At 66.3% G+C, this 17,693-nt stretch carries 17 protein-coding genes; 6 read left to right on the forward strand and 11 right to left on the reverse strand.

Going from position 1 to position 17,693, the window contains the following annotated elements; all coding sequences use genetic code 11:
- Positions 1–54: 54 nt before the first annotated feature.
- A complete protein-coding gene (locus ACFWPK_RS26245) occupies positions 55–834 on the reverse strand; it encodes a decaprenylphospho-beta-D-erythro-pentofuranosid-2-ulose 2-reductase (RefSeq protein WP_378920093.1) in 780 nt (259 codons plus the stop codon).
- Positions 831–2,258 (reverse strand): FAD-binding protein, encoded by a 1,428-nt coding sequence (locus ACFWPK_RS26250; protein WP_378920095.1) that lies wholly within the window; start codon positions 2,256–2,258, stop codon positions 831–833. The genes ACFWPK_RS26245 and ACFWPK_RS26250 overlap by 4 nt, the downstream gene beginning before the upstream one ends.
- 69 nt (positions 2,259–2,327) lie before the next feature.
- Here ACFWPK_RS26250 and ACFWPK_RS26255 point away from each other — a divergent pair, with 69 nt between their 5' ends.
- Positions 2,328–2,783: a GtrA family protein gene (locus ACFWPK_RS26255; protein ID WP_378920097.1), complete on the forward strand. Its 456-nt coding sequence runs from the start codon at positions 2,328–2,330 to the stop codon at positions 2,781–2,783.
- Position 2,784: 1 nt separating this feature from the next.
- Here the strand turns inward: ACFWPK_RS26255 and ACFWPK_RS26260 are convergent, their stop codons facing one another.
- From ACFWPK_RS26260 to ACFWPK_RS26270, 3 genes are all read right to left on the reverse strand, one after another.
- On the reverse strand, positions 2,785–3,411 hold the full coding sequence (locus ACFWPK_RS26260) for a pyridoxamine 5'-phosphate oxidase family protein (protein WP_378920099.1): 627 nt from the start codon (positions 3,409–3,411) through the stop codon (positions 2,785–2,787).
- A 168-nt stretch (positions 3,412–3,579) separates the two neighbouring features.
- Positions 3,580–5,754, reverse strand: a complete 2,175-nt coding sequence (locus tag ACFWPK_RS26265) for a molybdopterin-dependent oxidoreductase (RefSeq protein ID WP_378920101.1) — start codon at positions 5,752–5,754, stop codon at positions 3,580–3,582.
- 107 nt (positions 5,755–5,861) lie between these two features.
- Entirely contained in the window at positions 5,862–6,356 is a 495-nt protein-coding gene (locus ACFWPK_RS26270; protein WP_378920103.1) for a hypothetical protein, read from the reverse strand.
- A 193-nt stretch (positions 6,357–6,549) separates the two neighbouring features.
- Here ACFWPK_RS26270 and ACFWPK_RS26275 point away from each other — a divergent pair, with 193 nt between their 5' ends.
- Together ACFWPK_RS26275 and ACFWPK_RS26280 are read left to right on the forward strand one after the other, a co-directional pair.
- Complete coding sequence (locus tag ACFWPK_RS26275) at positions 6,550–7,134, forward strand: DUF4282 domain-containing protein (RefSeq protein ID WP_378920105.1); 585 nt, start codon at positions 6,550–6,552, stop codon at positions 7,132–7,134.
- Positions 7,135–7,257: 123 nt separating this feature from the next.
- Positions 7,258–8,103, forward strand: coding sequence for a helix-turn-helix domain-containing protein (locus tag ACFWPK_RS26280; protein ID WP_378920107.1), 846 nt, complete (start codon positions 7,258–7,260; stop codon positions 8,101–8,103).
- Here ACFWPK_RS26280 and ACFWPK_RS26285 read toward each other — a convergent pair.
- Positions 8,087–8,506 carry a MarR family winged helix-turn-helix transcriptional regulator gene (locus tag ACFWPK_RS26285; RefSeq protein WP_378920109.1) on the reverse strand — a complete coding sequence of 140 codons (420 nt, stop codon included), beginning with the start codon at positions 8,504–8,506 and terminating at the stop codon, positions 8,087–8,089. The genes ACFWPK_RS26280 and ACFWPK_RS26285 overlap by 17 nt on opposite strands.
- An 85-nt stretch (positions 8,507–8,591) precedes the next feature.
- On the opposite strand from ACFWPK_RS26285, the gene ACFWPK_RS26290 reads away from it, so the two are divergent.
- Entirely contained in the window at positions 8,592–10,070 is a 1,479-nt protein-coding gene (locus tag ACFWPK_RS26290) for an MFS transporter (RefSeq protein WP_378920111.1), read from the forward strand.
- A gap of 60 nt (positions 10,071–10,130) precedes the next feature.
- Here ACFWPK_RS26290 and ACFWPK_RS26295 read toward each other — a convergent pair whose 3' ends face one another.
- Together ACFWPK_RS26295 and rfbA are read right to left on the reverse strand one after the other, a co-directional pair.
- Positions 10,131–10,682 (reverse strand): dTDP-4-dehydrorhamnose 3,5-epimerase family protein, encoded by a 552-nt coding sequence (locus ACFWPK_RS26295; RefSeq protein WP_378920113.1) that lies wholly within the window; start codon positions 10,680–10,682, stop codon positions 10,131–10,133.
- A 3-nt stretch (positions 10,683–10,685) separates the two neighbouring features.
- Positions 10,686–11,558 carry a glucose-1-phosphate thymidylyltransferase RfbA gene (gene rfbA / locus ACFWPK_RS26300; protein ID WP_378920115.1) on the reverse strand — a complete coding sequence of 291 codons (873 nt, stop codon included), beginning with the start codon at positions 11,556–11,558 and terminating at the stop codon, positions 10,686–10,688.
- 241 nt (positions 11,559–11,799) lie between these two features.
- Between rfbA and ACFWPK_RS26305 the strand changes: the two genes are divergently transcribed.
- Positions 11,800–12,846 carry an alpha/beta hydrolase gene (locus ACFWPK_RS26305; protein ID WP_378920117.1) on the forward strand — a complete coding sequence of 349 codons (1,047 nt, stop codon included), beginning with the start codon at positions 11,800–11,802 and terminating at the stop codon, positions 12,844–12,846.
- Positions 12,847–12,966: 120 nt separating this feature from the next.
- Here ACFWPK_RS26305 and ACFWPK_RS26310 read toward each other — a convergent pair whose 3' ends face one another.
- Positions 12,967–13,677 (reverse strand): hypothetical protein, encoded by a 711-nt coding sequence (locus tag ACFWPK_RS26310; RefSeq protein ID WP_378920119.1) that lies wholly within the window; start codon positions 13,675–13,677, stop codon positions 12,967–12,969.
- A gap of 324 nt (positions 13,678–14,001) precedes the next feature.
- On the opposite strand from ACFWPK_RS26310, the gene rfbB reads away from it, so the two are divergent.
- Complete coding sequence (gene rfbB, locus ACFWPK_RS26315; protein ID WP_378842837.1) at positions 14,002–15,003, forward strand: dTDP-glucose 4,6-dehydratase; 1,002 nt, start codon at positions 14,002–14,004, stop codon at positions 15,001–15,003.
- Between the two features lie 21 nt (positions 15,004–15,024).
- On the opposite strand, the gene ACFWPK_RS26320 is transcribed toward rfbB, so the two are convergent.
- Complete coding sequence (locus tag ACFWPK_RS26320) at positions 15,025–16,548, reverse strand: DUF2142 domain-containing protein (protein WP_378920121.1); 1,524 nt, start codon at positions 16,546–16,548, stop codon at positions 15,025–15,027.
- On the reverse strand, positions 16,545–17,513 hold the full coding sequence (locus tag ACFWPK_RS26325) for a glycosyltransferase family 2 protein (protein ID WP_378920123.1): 969 nt from the start codon (positions 17,511–17,513) through the stop codon (positions 16,545–16,547). Before ACFWPK_RS26325 ends, ACFWPK_RS26320 begins: the two co-directional genes overlap by 4 nt.
- Positions 17,514–17,693: the final 180 nt, after the last annotated feature.

Below are 17,693 nucleotides of genomic sequence, written 5' to 3' on the forward strand. Positions count from 1 at the left end.
AAGCAGAACTGCCGCACCATCCGGGGATGATGCGGCAGTCCTGAACGCAGTCGATCAGATCGGGAGCTTGCGGAAGATCGGGCGCGGCACGTGGCGCAGAGCCGACATCAGGAAGCGGGCCTCGCCGGGGGCCCAGACGATCTCGGTGCCCTTCTCCGAGGCGTTGACGGCGAGCTTGGCGACGTCTTCCGGGTCGACGGTGAGCGGGGCTTCCTTGGCCCCGGTGGCCTCCCAGTGGGCCTTGGTCGCCGAGGTGCGAACCTGCATCGGGCGGATGACGGTGACGCGCGGGCCGAACGGGCGCAGCGCTTCGCCGAGACCGAGGTAGAAGCCGTCGAGGCCCGCCTTGGTCGAGCCGTAGACGAAGTTGGAGCGGCGAACGCGCTCACCGGCCACCGAGGACATCACGATGATCCGGCCGTGGCCCTGCGCCTTGAACTTGTCGCCGACCAGCACGCCGACCGACACACCGGCGGTGTAGTTGATGCCGACGGTCATCACCGCCTTGCGCTGGTTCTGCCACAGCTCCTCGGCGTCGCCGAGCACACCGAACGCCACGATCGCGACATCCACGTCACCGGCGGCGAACGCCGAATCGACGACCTTCGGGTGCGCGTCGGTGTCGAGCGCGTCGAAGTCGATGACGTCGACCTGGGTCGCGCCGGCGGCCTTCAGCGTGGTGACGGCGTTCTCGAGCAGCGGATCGCCGGGCAGGTTCGCCAGGATGATCCGGGCCGGGCTCTTGCGCAGGTACTCGGCGCAGATCGCGAGACCGATCTCGGAGGTGCCACCGAAGAGCAGGATGGTCTGCGGGTTGCCAACTGCGTTGATCACTGGAGCTCCAGCCTCCTGGCCATATCGGACATGAAAACGCCATTCGGGTCGACGGTGCGGCGGACCTTGATCCACTCGTCGATCCGCGGGTACATCTTGTGGAACGCCTCGGCGGAGGTGCGCGAGTCCTTCGCGGTGTAGAGCCGTCCGCCGAACTCCATCACGCGCCGGTCCAGATCGGTGACCAGCTCGTTGAGGCCCTTCTTGATCGGGAAGTCGACGCAGATGTTCCAGCCCGGCATCGGGAAGCTCAATGGAGCCTGGTTACCCGGACCGAACAGCTTGAACACGTTCAGCGCCGAGTAGTGCCCGGAAGCCTGGATGTCGATGATGATCCGCTTGAACTCCTCAACGGCCTCGGTCGGCACCACGAACTGGTACTGCAGGAAGCCGTTGGAGCCGTAGCCGCGGTTCCACTCCGAGATCATGTCGAGCGGGTGGTAGAACTGCGTCAGATTCTGCACCTTGCCGGTGTAGTTCCCGCCCATCGCGTAGTACGCCTCACCGACGGCCGACAGTGTCAGCTTGTTCATGGTGAAGTTCGGGAAGATATCCGGCACCGTCATCAAGTGGGGCGCGTCGAACGCGAGCGGCTTCTTCTGCAGCTTCTTGGGCAGCTCATCGAGCTTGGCGAGGCGGCCCCGGGTGATCGTGCTGCGACCGAGCTTGGGCAGCGGGCTGATCACGTCGAACCACGCGCTCGAGTAGGTGTAGTTCGCTTCGCTGCCGTCGCTATGCGCCGCGATGGTCTCGTCCAGCGTCGAGGTCTTCACACCGTCGTTGAGGAAGTACGCGGTCTCCGTCGGCGCCATCTCGATGGTGGCGCGCAGGATGATGCCGGTCAGGCCGTTGCCGCCGACAGTCGCCCAGAACAGCTCGGCATCGGCGCTCGGCGAGATCGTGCGCACCGAACCGTCGGCGGTGAGCAGATCGATCGAGCGGACATGGTTGCCGAAGCTGCCCTCGCTGTGGTGGTTCTTGCCGTGGATATCGGAGGCGATGGCGCCGCCGATGGTCACCTGGCGAGTACCGGGTAGCACGGGAACCCACAGGCCGAACGGCAGCGCGGCCTTCATCAGCTGGTCCAGGCTCACCCCGCCGTCCACCTCGACCAGGCGCGAATCGCGGTCGATGCGGTGGATGCGGTTGAGCGCTGGCATGTATATAACAAGACCGCCCGCGTTCTGGGCGTGATCGCCGTACGAGCGGCCGAGGCCACGCGCGATCACGCCGCGTCGCAGATGCGCCGGCTTGGAGTCGTTGTCCTGCGCGACCATGCTCACGGCCTTGGCGATCAGTTCCGGATCGCTGGTCGAGAGCACTTCGGCGGAGGTGGGTGCGGTGCGACCCCAACCGGTGAGCTTGCGGGTGCGCGTAGGGAGCGCGAACGCGTCATCGTTGGTGGTCGAAATGTTCTCAGACATCGGCTTAGAGGCTACATGCATGGCGGGTATACGTGGCAGGACAGTGCGCCGGTCTCGTACGCTGCTCACGTGCAAGCCCAACCGCATCTGCCGCTACCCGCCGAAATTCCCCTGGTCGACGAGCCCGGCGGGACCGATGTCGACCTCAAGACGCAGATCGTGCGGTTCACGCTGACCGGTGGTTTGTCGGCGATCGTCGACTACGGCATCTACAGCCTGTTGCTGAATCTGGTCGGTTGGCCGGTCGGCGTGGCGAAGGCGATCAGTTTCGTCGCGGGTACAACCACGGCGTACCTGATCAACCGGCGCTGGACGTTCAAGGCCGCGCCGAGCAGGGCCAGGTTCTTCGCCGTGGTCGCGCTCTACGCGGTGACCTTCGCGGTGCAGTGGGGGATCAATCAGGCGCTCTTCTTCTCGCTGCCCGAGGAGTGGTGGCGCCAGCCCCTCGCCTTCGTGATCGCGCAGGGCACCGCAACCGTCATCAACTTCATCGTGCAGCGTGTGGTGATCTTCAAGATCAAATAGGTCAGCTGGCTTCGGCGATGGCCGGGGCTCGTTTGCCCGCTTTGACGCCGAAGTAGTCGCCACCTTTAGCTCGTACGTTGTCGGTGCCCCATTCGCGCTGATCCCGCGCGACCGGCACCATCTGCGGGATGTGCTTGCGGCAGTGGATATAGGCCTCTTCGACCTCGACGACGACCCATACCTGCGAGGATTTACCCCGCTCGGCCGACGGCAGGTCGGTGACGGTGTCGCGTAGCTCGCCGTCGGCGACCATGCGGGCTTTCCCGTTGATGTGCAGGCCGATGAGGTCGCGAACGAAGTCGATCATCAGGATCCCGACGTGCGGGTTCTCGAGGATATTGCCCAGACTGGCCATCACCCCGTTACCTCGGTACTCGGGGTACGCAATCGTGCGATCGTCGATCACGTGCAGAAATCCGGGGGTTCCGGCCCGGAAGCTGGAGTCACATTCGCCGTGCGAATCGGAGGTGGCGATGAAGGCCATGTCCATCCGGGCGACGAAATCCACCATCGTGGGGTTCAGATAGTCGATCACCTGGTCGTCGTAGAAGCGCTCGGCCCTGTCCGAGGTGCCCAACGTGTCCTGTAGCTCGTGTTCTCCGTCGCTGCCGACGAAATTTTCGGGCATCGGGCCCCCTCTGCTAGCCGTACCGGTTGATGCGGGCTTCTAGACGAAACCCCCGCTGTGACCGCAATCTCACTCAGTCTAGGGGACTCTCACTGACATCGGGGCGTGTCCATTGTTGCGAATGGGATGAAAGCCGAGTTTGCGCAACGGTTTCCAGGTCAGGACCGATCAGGCCGGAACTACCGTCACCGGGACGCCGTTGAACACGGCGGTGCCGCTGACCTCGTCGACCACCGAATCATCGGTCAGCACATTGGCATTCACCCCGGCGTGCGCCAGCGCGACCGACTGGGTGGTGCTCGCGCCGTGGCCCCAGCCGTGCGGCAGGCTCACCACGCCGGGCATGATCGTCGGCGTCAGCTCCACCGGCACCGTCAGCGAGCCTGCCGCCGAGGTGATCTCGGCCTGTTCGCCGAGGCAGAGGCGGGTCGCGTCGTCGGGGTGGACCTGCAGCGTGCAGCGGTTGGAACCGCCGACAAGGCCGGCGATGTTGTGCATCCAGCTGTTGTTGGAGCGCAGCTGACGTCGTCCGATCAGCACCATCGCGGGTGCGGCGCTCGCCAGTCCGGCGCGCAGGCGCGTGACGTCGGCCAGTAGTTGCGGCGGTGCCAGCTCCACCCGCTTCGACGCGGTGCGCAGGACACCGGGCAGCCGGGGTCGCAGCGGGCCGAGGTCGAGGCCGTGCGGGTTGTCCATGAGGGTTTTCAGGCTCAGGTCGCCGCCGTTCCACGCACCGTACGGGCCCAGTTTGAGCATCAGGTCGAGGCGCTGTTCGGTGGTGTCCGCGCCGGTCAGCTCGTCGCGGCGGTCGCTCATGTCGGCCTTGTGCAGTGTGCCTGCGATGACGAGTTCGTCGACCATCGCGATCGGGCTCGCCGCGCCCGTCCCGGCATGGGGCTGACCACTCACCGCGGCCGCGAGGCGGGCCACCACGGCCGATTCCGATGGCCGCTCGCCCAGCGGGACCAGCGGCGGCGAGTAGCGCGCGTAGTTGCGCACCGCGAACTGCAGCAGCGCGAAATCGAAGTGCGGTGACTGCACCGAGCGCGGCGGCGGCAGGATCACGTTCGCGTGTCTGGTGGTCTCGTTGACGTACCTGTCCACGCTGACCATGAACTCCAGCCCGGCCAAGCCCTTGTCCAGTCGCGCACCGCTCGGCGCGGAAAGCACGGGGTTGCCCGCCACCGTCACCAGCGCCTTGATCTGCCCCTCACCTGGGGTTTCGATCTCGTCGGCGAGGGTGGCGACGGGCAGCTCGCCCATGGACTCTGGCAGTTCGCGCACCCGGCTGGTCCAGCGGCCGAGCCGGAAGGGCTTGCTGCGCTGCACCCCGCCCGCCGCGGCGTCGGCGAACATGGCTCCGCCGGGGGAGTCGAGGTTGCCGGTGAGCGCGTTGACGGCGTCGACCAGCCACTGGGTGAGCGTGCCGAACTCGGCGGTGCAGGTGCCGATCCGCGCGTAGACGGCCGACGTGGGCACGGCGGCGAGTTCGCGGGCCAGCGTGCGGATGGTGTCGGCGGGAATGCCGGTGCGCTCGGCCACCGCCTCGGGCGGGAAGTCGAGGGCAGCCGCGCGCAGTTCGTCGAGCCCGGCGACGTCGACGCGCACGTCGGTCAGATCCTCGTCGAACAGCGTGTGCACCACCCCGAACAGCAGATAGGCGTCGGCGCCCGGCCGGATGAACAGGTGCTGGTCGGCCAGCGCCGCGGTTCTGGTCTCTCGCGGATCGACCACGACCAGCTTGCCCCCGCGAGCCCGCAGCGCCTTCAATCGGCCGGGGAAGTCCGGCGCGGTACACAGCGACCCGTTGGATTCGAGCGGATTGGCGCCGAGCATCAGCAGGTAATCGGTGCGGTCGAGATCGGGGACCGGGACCGTCAGCGGGTCGCCGAACATGAGCCCGGCCGCTACCTGCTTCGGCATCTGATCGGCGGAGCTCGCGGTGTAGATGTGGCGGGTGCTCAGCGCGCGGATCAGGACGGGCAGATAGAGCGCGCCCGCGACGGTGTGCGCGTTGGGATTGCCCAGGTACACGGCCGCGGAGCCGCGGGGGATCTCGGCGAACGCGGCCGCGATCAGGTCGAACGCCTCGTCCCAGCCCGCGGCGCGGAATCCGTCACCGTCGCGGATCAGCGGGGTGGTGACGAGGTCGGGATCGTCGTCGAGCTTGCCGAAGCTGGCGCCCTTCGGGCACAGGAAGCCCTTGCTGAACGGGTCGTCGCGATCACCGCGCACCGACAGCACCCGGTCGGCGTCGTCGAGGGTGACCGTGAGACCGCAGACGGCCTCACACAGCGGGCAGGTCCGCAAAGCGGACCGTTGGGACAGCGAACGTGGAGCCATGACTCATGCTTACGCCCACGCGGGCGGGCGATGGCCGGAAACGCCGAAAACCCGCGAGCTGCGACGTCGGGGAGGCGTCGCGGATCGCGGGTGTCGGCTGGTTCAGATCAGCTGGCCAGGGTCAGCGTGGCGCGCTTGCCGGTCTTCTGCTTGCGTGCCATCGCCGAGCGCACGGCCGCACCGAGGGCGACGACCGGCGGGATCCAGCGAGCCTCGGTGGGCGCGACGCCCCAGGACGCGCAGCCCGCGGCCAGCTGGGTCGGCGGCAGCGGGATGCTGGCACCGTCGGTGTACACGATCACGCCTGCCTCGCGCATGGCCTCGATCGCCATGGCGGCCTTGCGGACGCCGGTGACCAGGTGGATCTCGCGACGCTCCGCGCCCGGGATCTCGATCACGGGGCCGGACAGGTTGTTGGCACGCAGGAAGCGACGGACCGTACCAGCCATCTCGCCGGCGATCTCGATGGCCGAGACTTCGTCATCGGTGATCAAGCACAGGCCGTTGGTTGTTTCGGCAACCGTCCATCCACGCGCGGCGTACTCCTGCGCGGCGGCACCTTTGTCGGCGGCCGTAGTGGTGGTCGGAAACGTCGTGCGCACTGTGTTCTCCATTCCCCGAAGAGCTCTGTTCCTGCGTTCATGGGCGTATCGGTGCGGGGTAGTCGAGTCGTTACGCCGTTACCGAAAAATATTCGTGAGTGTCTGCTTCGTCTCAGTCCGATAACCTTCGCTATCGCAGGTAAGGTGCCGCCCGGGTTGGCGACAGGGTGCGAAAGCGGGCAGGATTCGGGCTATGACCGAAGCGCCGGGCAGCCCCGAGTCGAACGACGAGGATGCCGAGGAATTCGACGCCGAATCACGTTGGCTCTCTTGGAAAGAGGCCGACGGTACGCGGTCGGGTCGAGCACGTGAAGGTTCTCACCAAGCGGACTTGGCGCGCGACGCGGGGTTCGAAGAGCCGTTCCGCAGTACCGGTTCCGCCAAACAGTGGGCCGCCGAGGCGGCCCGTTCCCTGCTCGATATCCAGTTCCGCAGGCCCGCGACCAGGACATTGCTGCCGCTGGCCTATGTATTGAGTGTCGCGTCCTTCGGCGTCGGCCTGCCCGTGGCGTTCACGGTGCTGATGTGGAAGGTTTCCGCCGTCCTCGGCGTGCTCGCCGCGCTGGTGGCCGTCCCGCTGGGGCTCACCATCGCCGCCGCCGTCCGCCTGATGCTCGAATTCGCCGACAACACCGCCCGGTTGGCCGGTCGGGTGGAACACATCAGTGAACTGGCAGATGGCCTGTTCCAGGCCCTGTCCGATGTCGCCGAGCCGGTGAACCAGCTCTCCGAAGACGTTCGAGCGGTGCAGTTCTGGCGGTTCCGTAAGAAAAAATAGGTCTTGCGCAGTGTCCGATTCATTGTGAAACAATCCGTACGCAGATCCGACGATATGTCGGCTGCGTAGGGCGGTCTCCGAAAGTTCTGTCCGGAGACCGGAGTTCGGATACAGGGGGGAAGTATGGCTTCACCACAGGGCGTCACGGGTTCCACGATGCCGCGCAGGCAGCTGGGCAGGCACTTGCGTGACCTGCGCAATCGTGCGCGGATGACAACGAGAACCGCGGCGGCGCAACTGGAGTGGTCGGAAGCGAAGATCTGGCGGATCGAAACGGGGCAGACGTCGTTGCGCAGCCTCGATGTCGAGGCCATGTGCAAGGTGTACGGCGCGCCGGCCGATCTGGTCGAACCGCTGGCCGCCTTGGCTCGCGAAACCAAAGCAAGGGGTTGGTGGACGAGCTACGGCGACGTGATCGCGGAGGGGTTCGAGGTCTACATCGGCCTCGAGGAAGCCGCGTCGGGGCTCTCGCTCTACGAGGACGGCGTGGTCCCGGCCCTGTTGCAGACCGAGGACTACGCGAAGGCGCTGCTGGAGCGAACGATTCCCGAGCTCACCGAGGCCGCGCTGGAGCGCAGGCTGCGGGTCTTGGCTGCCAGGCAGGCCCTGATCACCAGGGCCGACGCCCCGTTGCGGCTGGACGTGGTGCTGGCCGCGTCGGTGCTCACCCGCTCCATCGGTGACGACCGCGTGCGCGCGGGCCAGCTCGCGCGATTACGGGAGCTGGCCGAGCGTGAAACGGTGCGCATCCAGGTGGTTCCCGGCGATTGCGGCTATCACGCCGGTCTCGAATCCGGCCGGTTCGTGATCCTGGATTTCGGGGTCGACGATTCGGTGGATCGACCGGAGCCGCCGGTGGTCTACGTGGAAACCCTCGCGGGCAGCACCTATCTGGACAAACCGGTCGAATTCGACCGCTACCGCGGTGCTTTCACCGATATCACCGCGGCGGCTACGGGCACGTTGTAGGACTGTCCCACGAACCGGCGAGCACCGAACGGTGGGTGGGCAGGGCTCGGTCGTAGACCTCCCTGCCCTTGTCGGTGAGTTGGACGAAGATGGCGCGACGGTCGAGATCGCACATGCTGCGTTCGACAAGGCCGTCGCGTTCCAGCCGGGCAACAGCGCGCGACAGCGCGCTCTGGCTCAGGTAGATGTCCTGGGCGAGCTCTGTCATGCGGTACTTCTGACACGCCGCGTCGACCAGTCGGTCCAGCGTTTCGAATTCGCTGAGGCCGATCTCGTGGTCCTTTTGGAGCGCCTTCTCCAGCGCGCAACTCACGGCGGCATGCCTGCCGAGTAGTTCACGCCACTGACCGACCAGCTCGGGGGGCGCTTCGGTGCGCCGAGCTGACGTTACGGCCGGGTTCATGGCCCCATAGTAGTGGTTACCCCATGTTCATGCAACGGCATTTTATGTGTTGGCAATTAATGCGTGCGCATGTAATGTCCTCCGCATGACTTCGCCAGCAACGCTTTCGGCCGCAGATCAGGCGACCGATCCCACCAGATGGCCCCTCCGGCTCTGGGGCATGCTGATCACTCTGTGCATCGTCCTGTTCCTCGACGGCCTCGACGTTTCGATGATCGGCGTCGCGCTGCCGTCCATCGGCGCCGAACTCGATCTGTCCACCTCCACCCTGCAGTGGCTCGTCAGCGGCTACATCCTCGGTTACGGCGGCCTGCTGCTGCTGGGCGGACGCACCGCCGACCTGCTCGGACGCCGCAAGGTCTTCCTCATCGCCCTCGCGGTGTTCGCCGTCGCATCACTTGTCGGTGGCTTGGTGAGCGACCCCGCCCTGCTGATCGCCACCCGTTTCATCAAGGGCCTGGCCGCCGCGTTCACCGCGCCGACCGGTCTGTCGATCATCACCACCACCTTCGCCGAAGGAAAAGCGCGCAACAAGGCGCTGTCGATCTACACCGTCTTCGGTGCGGGCGGCTACTCCATGGGCCTGCTGTTCGGTGGCCTGATGACCGGCGTCGGCTGGCGCTGGACCTTCCTGCTGCCCGTCCCGATCGCCGTCGCCGCGCTGATCGCCGCGTTCGTTCTGGTGCCCAAGGACGGTAAGGCCGAAGAGGGCGGACACGATCTACTCGGCGCGCTCTTGTCGACGGCGGGCATGTTGTTGCTGGTCTACACCGTGGTCACCGCGCCGGAAGTCGGTTGGGCCTCGGGTCGCACCATCGGTTCGTTCGTCGCCGTGATCGCCATGTTCGCCGCGTTCGTCATCACCGAGCAGCGCGTGAAGCACCCGCTGGTTCGCCTCGGCATCCTGCGCAAGGCCTCGCTCGTGCGAGCCAGCCTGGCCATCGTCGCGGTCGCCGGTTCGTACTTCTCCTGGCAGTTCATCGTGACCCTGTACATGCAGGACACCCTGGAGTGGTCGGCGCTGAAGCTGGCGATGGCGCTGCTGCCGGTCGGCATCCTGGTCGTCGGGTCGGCCTTCTTCTCCGAGAAGCTGATCGACCGATTCGGTACCGGACCGGTCATCGCGGTCACCATGAGCGTGATGGCGATCGGCTACCTGCTGTTCCTGCGCCTGGACACCGCGCCCGACTACTGGACCATGCTGCTGCCCGCCATCCTGCTGATCGGCATCGGCTGGGTCGGGTTCCCGGCCATCAATGTGCAGGCAACCAGCGGTATCGACGACGAGGAGCAGGGTCTGGCGGCAGGCGTGCTGCAAACCTCGATGCAGGTCGGCGCGGCCATCGTGCTCGCGGTGACCACCGCCATCGTCACCTCCGGAGGGCACGGCACGGGCGCCACCCCGCAGCAGATGCTCGACACCTACCGGCCGGGCCTCGAGTTCGCGGCGGGCGTCACCATCGTCGGCGCACTGGTCGCGCTGACGGTGTTCCTGCCCCGCTTCCGCAAGCAGGCAGTGGACGCACCGGTCGTCGAGGCGAAGGTTCTCGAACCGGTCGCCTGATCGGACAACGCGCAACGGCACCACCTCGCACAGGTGGTGCCGTTGCGCGTTTCACGTGAATCAGGCGGAGAACTTGGGCGCTGCTTCGTCCTTCGCCGAGCGAACGTAGGTCAGCGGGCGACCGTCGCGGCCCTCGGTCGGCCAGGCGATACCGAGGCGCGGATCGAAAGCGTCCATGTCCCTGTCGAATTCGGGGGAGTACTCGAGCGAGCACAGGTAGGTCACCGTCGAGCGGTTCTCCAGCGAGAGGATGGCGTGGCCGAGGCCCTCGGACAGGAACACCGAGCGGCGCGATACGTCATCGAGCAGGACGCTGTCCCACCGGCCGAAGGTGGGCGAGCCCGGCCGCAGGTCGACCACCACGTCAAGGAACGCACCGCGCACACAGGTCACATACTTGGCCTGACCGGGCGGATCGTCGGTGTAGTGGATCCCGCGCAGCACCCCGGCCGCCGAGACCGAGGTGTTCACCTGGTGTAGCTCGAACGGGCGCCCGGTGGCCTTCTCGAACTCCGAGGCCTTGAACGACTCACAGAACATGCCGCGGTCGTCGCCGAGCAGGCGCGGCGTCACCACCCAGGCGCCGGGGATCGCCAGTTCACGAAACTCCATGCGTTACCAGTCTTTTCCGCGGTCGATCAGGTCGAGCAGGTAGCGGCCGTAGCCCGAGCGCACCATCGGTTCGGCGAGCTTGCACAGCTGTTCGTCGGAGATCAGCCCGCGTCGCCACGCCACTTCCTCAGGCACGCCGATCTTGAGGCCCTGACGTTCCTCGATGGTGCGCACGTAATTGGCGGCATCGAGCAGGGAATCGAAGGTGCCGGTGTCGAGCCAGGCGGTGCCGCGGGCCAGGACGTCGACGCTGAGCCGGTCCTGTTCGAGGTAGGCGCGGTTGATATCGGTGATCTCGTACTCCCCGCGCGCCGACGGGCGCAGCTCGCGAGCGATCTCGACCACGTCGTTGTCATAGAAGTAGAGGCCCGGGATGGCGTAGTTCGAGCGCGGGACCTTCGGCTTCTCCTCGATGGAGACCGCGCGGCCCTGGTCGAACTCCACCACGCCGTAGGCGGTCGGGTCCTTCACCCAGTAGGCGAACACCGCGCCGCCGTCGATGTCGTGGAAGCGTTCCAGACTGGTGCCGAGACCGGGTCCGTGGAAGATATTGTCGCCGAGGACCAGCGCCGCCGGTTCGGTGCCGATGTGGTCGGCCCCGAGTACGAAGGCACGCGCGAGGCCGTCGGGTTCGGGCTGCACCACATAGCTGATCGAGACGCCGAACTGGCTGCCGTCGCCGAGCAACCGGGAAAACGCGTCGGCGTCCTCCGGCGTGGTGATCACCAGAATGTCGTCGATCCCTGCCAGCATGAGGGTGGACAGCGGGTAGTAGACCATGGGTTTGTCGTAGACCGGGACGAGCTGCTTGCTAACCCCGCGCGTGATCGGGTGCAACCGTGAGCCGGTGCCGCCCGCCAAGATGATTCCGCGCATAGGTGGCTAGTCTGCCAGTCCCGTCCTCCGCGGAGACGGGGAGGTTCCGACACGTCGACGAATTGGTCACGAACGTTTCGTGACCTGGCGTGTCGGGCGATAACCGGTACAGACATGGCGTTCATCTGATTATGTGAGCGCCGATGTGTGAAGCATCACTATGTTAGATGTCAGCGTCGACATCCGATCCGGGGCTCGCGCCTGGTGAGGGTCGACGCGCCAGCTGTGAGGTAGGTGCGCGATGGCAACCACGAAGACCACCGGCGTGATGGGTGGGCTCGCGCCCGTGGCACCGATCAGCACCTCGAGTGGACCGGAGCCGAGCATAGTCGTCAACTCGGGCCGGACCAGCACCTCCTCGCGGGTCCTGATGGGCGCCTGCCTCGGCCTGATCGGACCGCTGCTGCGCACCGTGCCCATCAACCGGGCCACCATTCCGGTCGGCGCCGTCGCGGTCGACCTGCTGGCGCGGCTGCGGCCGGAACCGCACGGCATCGAACGCGAGCAGATCCAGCTCGGCGGGTTCCGGATGGAGATGGTCCGGCCCGCGGGCGGCTCACGCGCGCTGCGCCACGGCGCGGTGCTGTACATGCACGGCGGCGGATTCGCGGTCTGCGGATTGCAGACGCACCGCGCGGTGGTGGCCGGGCTGGCCAGGCGCACCGGGCTGCCCGTCCTCAATGTCGAATACCGGCAGCTGCCCGGTGAATCGATCGACACCTCGATCGACGACTGTGTGCTCGCCTACCGCTGGCTGCTGCGCCACGGCGCCGATCCGTCGCGCATCGTGTTCGCCGGTGATTCGGCCGGTGGGTTCCTGACCTTCGCGACCGCGCTGCGGGCTCGGGATATCGGTCTGCCACTGCCTGCGGCCCTCGTCGGGCTGAGTCCGCTGCTCGATCTGGATTACCGGGCGAAGCAGGGGTATGTGAACGTCAGCCGGGATGCCTATCTCCCGCTCTCGGGTCTGGAGGCGGTCGTGCGGCTCGGCGCCGAGCACGAAGGCCCGCTCGATCCCGCGCTGTCGCCGGTCAATGCCGATCTGGCCGGGCTGCCCCCGGTCCTGCTCATCGCCGCCGAGGACGAGCTGCTGCGCTACGACTGTGAACTGATGGTCCATCGCCTCACCGCGGCCGGCGTACCCAACAGCCTGGAGCTGTGGCGTGGGCAGGTGCACGCGTTCATGACCATCCTGCCGAGCATGCCGGAGAGTCGTTCGGCGCTGGGCCGGGTGGCGAAATTCGTTCGCGCCGCGGTGGAACCGGCCCAGCGCGCCCGTACGGCCTGAGAACGGCTCGGGCGGTCCTGATCACGGTCGGCCGACCGAGCCACCCTCCGACACGAAAGAAGCGGCCCCAGCTCGGATTTCTCCGGGCCGGGGCCGCTTTCCTTCTGTCCTACGGCGAAATTACTTGGCCGGGGGGGTGAAGGGCTGGTTGATCGTGGTGAAGTACTGGATCGCGGCACCGATCGCGAACGGAGCGGTCACGAAGATCTGGCCACCCAGAACGCCGAGAGCACCGATAGCGGTGGCGCCCATGACGCACCCCGCGACCGCACCGGGCAGCGCGCCCAGGATCGGCAGCAGGATGGCCGAGGGGGCCGCGAGGGTGATCGCGCCGAGCGCGCAACCGACGGCCGCGCCGCTGAGGCCACCGACCAGGGTGCCGATGGTGGCGCCCATCGAGATGGTGGAGGTCATACGCGACCAGGCAGCCTGCTCACGCTCGTACTCGGTCTTCCACGGCGCCTTGTCCTCGTAGGGCAGCGCAACCGGCTTGTACACGGCCTTGGCCATGTCCAGCTCGGGGGTCAGAGTAGCGGCGTTGCCCGAGATCTGCGCGGCGATCGGGAACTCGAACTCGTCGATCTTGAAGGACAGCGGGGTGCCCGCGACGGTGGTGCCGTTCGCAGCCTTGATCTTGAAGACGCCATCTTCGACGACCATCGAGCCGGCGTCGGTGGTGATGACGGCGGCCCGGGAGTCGTCGACGAATTCGGCGGTGTAGTTGATCGGGGCAGCGGCCTCTTCGGCCGGCGCGGCGTTGACGGTGCCGGCGGTGACGCCCATGGCAGCGATCAGCAGCGCCGAGGTGGCGGCGAATTTCCTCATCAGCATTTTGGTGAACCTCAAGTTTGGAGCGTGCGGAGGGGACTCGTAGATCAAAAGCTCCCGCAGCTAACCAGAGGTGAACCTGCTGTGACTGTTAGTTCAAGTTTTGTTCACCATTGATACTCCGATGCCAGTGCGCTGATAGAAACCTGAGCGTTGACCGGGGTTTTTCTCAGGAAAACCAACTCTGAGTCTTAACCTACCTGCAGGTAATGTGATGGAGATCACTGTGTAAATATATGCCGAGTCACAGGTCAGTGACGTTCCAGCAACGCATAACGGCGGCACTTTCGTTCTGAGGGCCCACCGAATGCACGTATCGTTGACCGCGTGCGAGTGCTCGTAACCGGCGGGGCCGGGTTCATCGGTGCGAATTTCGTCCAGCAGACCGTGGCCACGCGCCCGGATGTCCAAGTGACCGTGCTCGACGCGCTCACTTACGCGGGCAACCGGGCATCGCTGGATCCGGTCGCGGACCGGATCGAATTCGTGCACGGCGATATCGCCGATCTCGATCTCGTCGACAACCTGGTCAGCGGGGTGGACGCGGTCGTGCATTTCGCGGCCGAATCCCACAATGACAACTCCCTGGCCGAGCCGTGGCCGTTCGTGCAGACCAATATCGTCGGCACCTACTCGCTGCTGCAAGCGGTGCGCCGCCACGATGTGCGCTACCACCACGTCTCCACCGACGAGGTGTACGGCGATCTCACCCCCGACGAGCCGGGTTTCACCGAATCCACCGCCTACAACCCGTCGAGCCCGTATTCGGCGACCAAAGCGGGCAGCGACATGCTGGTACGCGCCTGGACCAGGTCTTTCGGGGTCCGTGCGACCCTGTCGAACTGCTCGAACAATTACGGCCCGTATCAGCATGTGGAGAAATTCATCCCCCGCCAGATCACCAATCTGATCGACGGTGTGCGCCCGCGTCTGTACGGCGCAGGCCATCAGGTGCGCGACTGGATTCACGTCGACGACCACAATCGCGCGGTCTGGGACATTCTCGAGCGCGGCCGCACGGGCCAGACCTATCTCATCGGCGCGCAGGGCGAGCTCGATAACCTGACCGTCGTCCAGCTCATCCTGCAAGCTTTCGATCGCGAGCCAACCGACTTCGATCACGTGACCGATCGCCCCGGCCACGACCAGCGCTACGCCATCGACGCGAGCCTGCTGCGCGAGGAACTTGGCTGGTCACCGCGCTACGCCGACTTCCGTGCCGGCCTGGCCGACACCGTCGCCTGGTACCGCGACAACGAGAACTGGTGGCGACCGAAAAAGGCCGATACCGAACGCGCCTACGCGGCCGCGGGCGAAAAGACGCTGTAATCCCCGCCGTCGTCTGGGGAATTATCCCCAGACGACGGTGTAATACGTTGCGGCGGTGGCGATCAGCGCGAAGGTAGACGCGCAAGCGATAGTGATCGCCGTCCCGCGCGCCGGAATTGCGCCCTCGGAATTCGTCAGCCGCAGTGGAACGATCCGGGCGAGTACAGCCAGCCCCATGATCGCCAGCGGCACGAAATACCGGCCCTGCACACCGTCGATGAGATAGAAATCGACCGGCGTGAACGACATGTACAGCGTCACGTAGATCATCGCCACACTCGCGAGCACCGTCAGCGCCACGATCAGCGTGCGGCGGAAAGTGGCTGTGGCAGTGCTCATTCGGTCGATGGTGCCGAAACTCACCGCGAAGGCGAGCAGGCAGGCCAGCATCGAAATCGCGGGCACGTCCACATACGCGAAACCGAGTTCACCGAAGAACTGGTTGAACCAGCGATGATCGCGCAGCGCGATGCTCTCGCCGAAGACGTGCACGAATTGCACGGGGTCGCTGAGGATTCCCTTCAGCTGATCGCCGGGGCGCACCTGACCCCACTGGTGTGGTGGGCGCATCAGGCCCATGCCCTCGCCGGTGGGCGCCGCGATCTTCGTCCAGGCGAGAAAAAGCACTCCGCCCGTCACCGCGAATGCCCACGGGAGGAATTTCAGCTTTCCGGCGAAACCGAGGCGGTCGGCCGGCACCACCACAACGAGCATCGCCAGCAGCACATAGGTCGGCTTACTCAGCGGCAGCGCGATCGTCGCGGCGAGCAGCGCGGCGGTTTCCACCGGGCGCAATCGATCTCCGACGAACAGCGCTTTCAGCAGTAGCGCCGAGACCATGATGGCGAGTGCGTTGGTGAGCGTGTCCGCGGTGACGGTGCCCGCCTGGAACAGCGCGATCGGCAGCACCGCGACGGTGAATACCAGCCACTGGCTACGCCGCTCGCGCAGCGCGTAGAGCCCGAATCCGACAACCGCCAGATAGGCCACCAGCCCGGCGAACCGGGACAGCAAATACATGCCACCCACATTGAGGCCGAGCGCCTCGCCCAGCCGGATACCAATGGCCGCGGGCACATACGGCACCGGCGAGTAGGCGGCCGTATTGGTGAACCACATCTGCCGCGTCGCCGAGGAGACCTCGGCCGAGCCGAGCCGGTCGTAGGCGCCGGGGTCGGCCACCATCGCGTCGGGCTCGTCGGGATTGTCGTTGTAGTCGCGGAACGCGTAGCCCATCAGCGTGTCGACGCTGACCGGAATCTGCCCGCCGTAGGCCACACCGCGATCGTCGACGATGCGCTGCGGGAACACCCCGCCGTGCGCGACCTGGTAGGCGCGGCCGAACTGGGTGATCTCGTCGTGGCCCCAGAAGGCGGGGGTGAGCACGGCGAACACGGCACCGAACACGGTCGCGATCAGCGCGAACGCGACCGTCGCGGCGCCGAACCGCTGAGTCAGCGTGCGCACCGGCGCCAACGCTCGATCTTTACGTGCGGGGGTCTTGCTGAGTTCGACAGTGGTCTCCGGCTCGGTGGAAGTGGTCACCGACGCTCTCCGGCCGCGACGTCCTCGCTCACTCCGGCGGCCGAATAACGCAGGTAGACCAGCCGCGCCGTCTCATGACGCGAGCGGCGGATGCCGTCGAGGATCAGGCCCGCGGTCCAGGCGAGGCTGCCGAGCAGCAGCAGTGTGAAGGCGAGGAACAGCGTCGGGAACCGCGGCACCGCGTGGGTGTTGTAGAACTCGATCACGATCGGCACGGTCAGGATGACCGAGATCAGCCAGGCCAGGGTGCCGAAGAGGCCGTAGAACGCGACGGGGCGTTCGTGGCGGGCCAGGCCGAGGATCAGCGCGAGGATCTTGGTGCCGTCGCGGTAGGTGCGCAGCTTGGATTCGCTGCCCGCGGGGCGGTCACGGAAACCGACGGACACCGAGGTCTGCGGAACGCGCAGGTGCAGCGAATGCACGGTCAGCTCGGTCTCGATCTCGAATTCCCGCGACACGGCGGGGAAGCTCTTCACGAACCGGCGCGAGAACACCCGGAACCCGCTCAGCATGTCTTCGACGTTCTCGCCGAAGACCTTGCCGACCACGCCGTTGAGCACCTTGTTGCCGGTCTCGTGACCGCTGCGGTAGGCGCTGGCATCGGCGTCGTCCTGCTTGCGCACGCCGAGAATGTGGTCGTAGGGGCCCTCGAGCAGCGTCTTGATCATCAGCGGAGCGGCCGACGCCTCGTAGGTGTCGTCGCCGTCGATCATCAGGTAGACGTCTGCCTCGATGTCGGCGAAGGCGCGGCGCACGACATTGCCCTTGCCCTTGGTGTTCTCGTAGCGCACGATCGCCCCGGCCTCGCGGGCACATTCGGCGGTGCGGTCGGTGCTCAGGTTGTCGTAGACGTAGACGACGATCCCCGGCACGGCGGCTTTGAGGTCGGCGACGACCTTGGCGACCGCGGCCTCTTCATTGTGGCAGGGGACCACGGCGGCAATACGAAGCTCGGTGGAGTCCACCCGGGTCAATCCTCGGAGTTAGGCAGCAGTGGGACACCGGGAGGCTACAGGATTATTGCCGGGCTGGCGCCCGGGTGTCCGCTGGATTATCGGCGCGCTGGCGCGCGCGTGTTCGCGGCCCCAAGGGGCCGCCGGTTAGCCGCCGTTGCTTGCTCCTTCGTCGCCTACGCAACGGCTGTC

The organism is Nocardia sp. NPDC058519, from assembly GCF_042719755.1.
Classification (GTDB): Bacteria; Actinomycetota; Actinomycetes; order Mycobacteriales; family Mycobacteriaceae; genus Nocardia.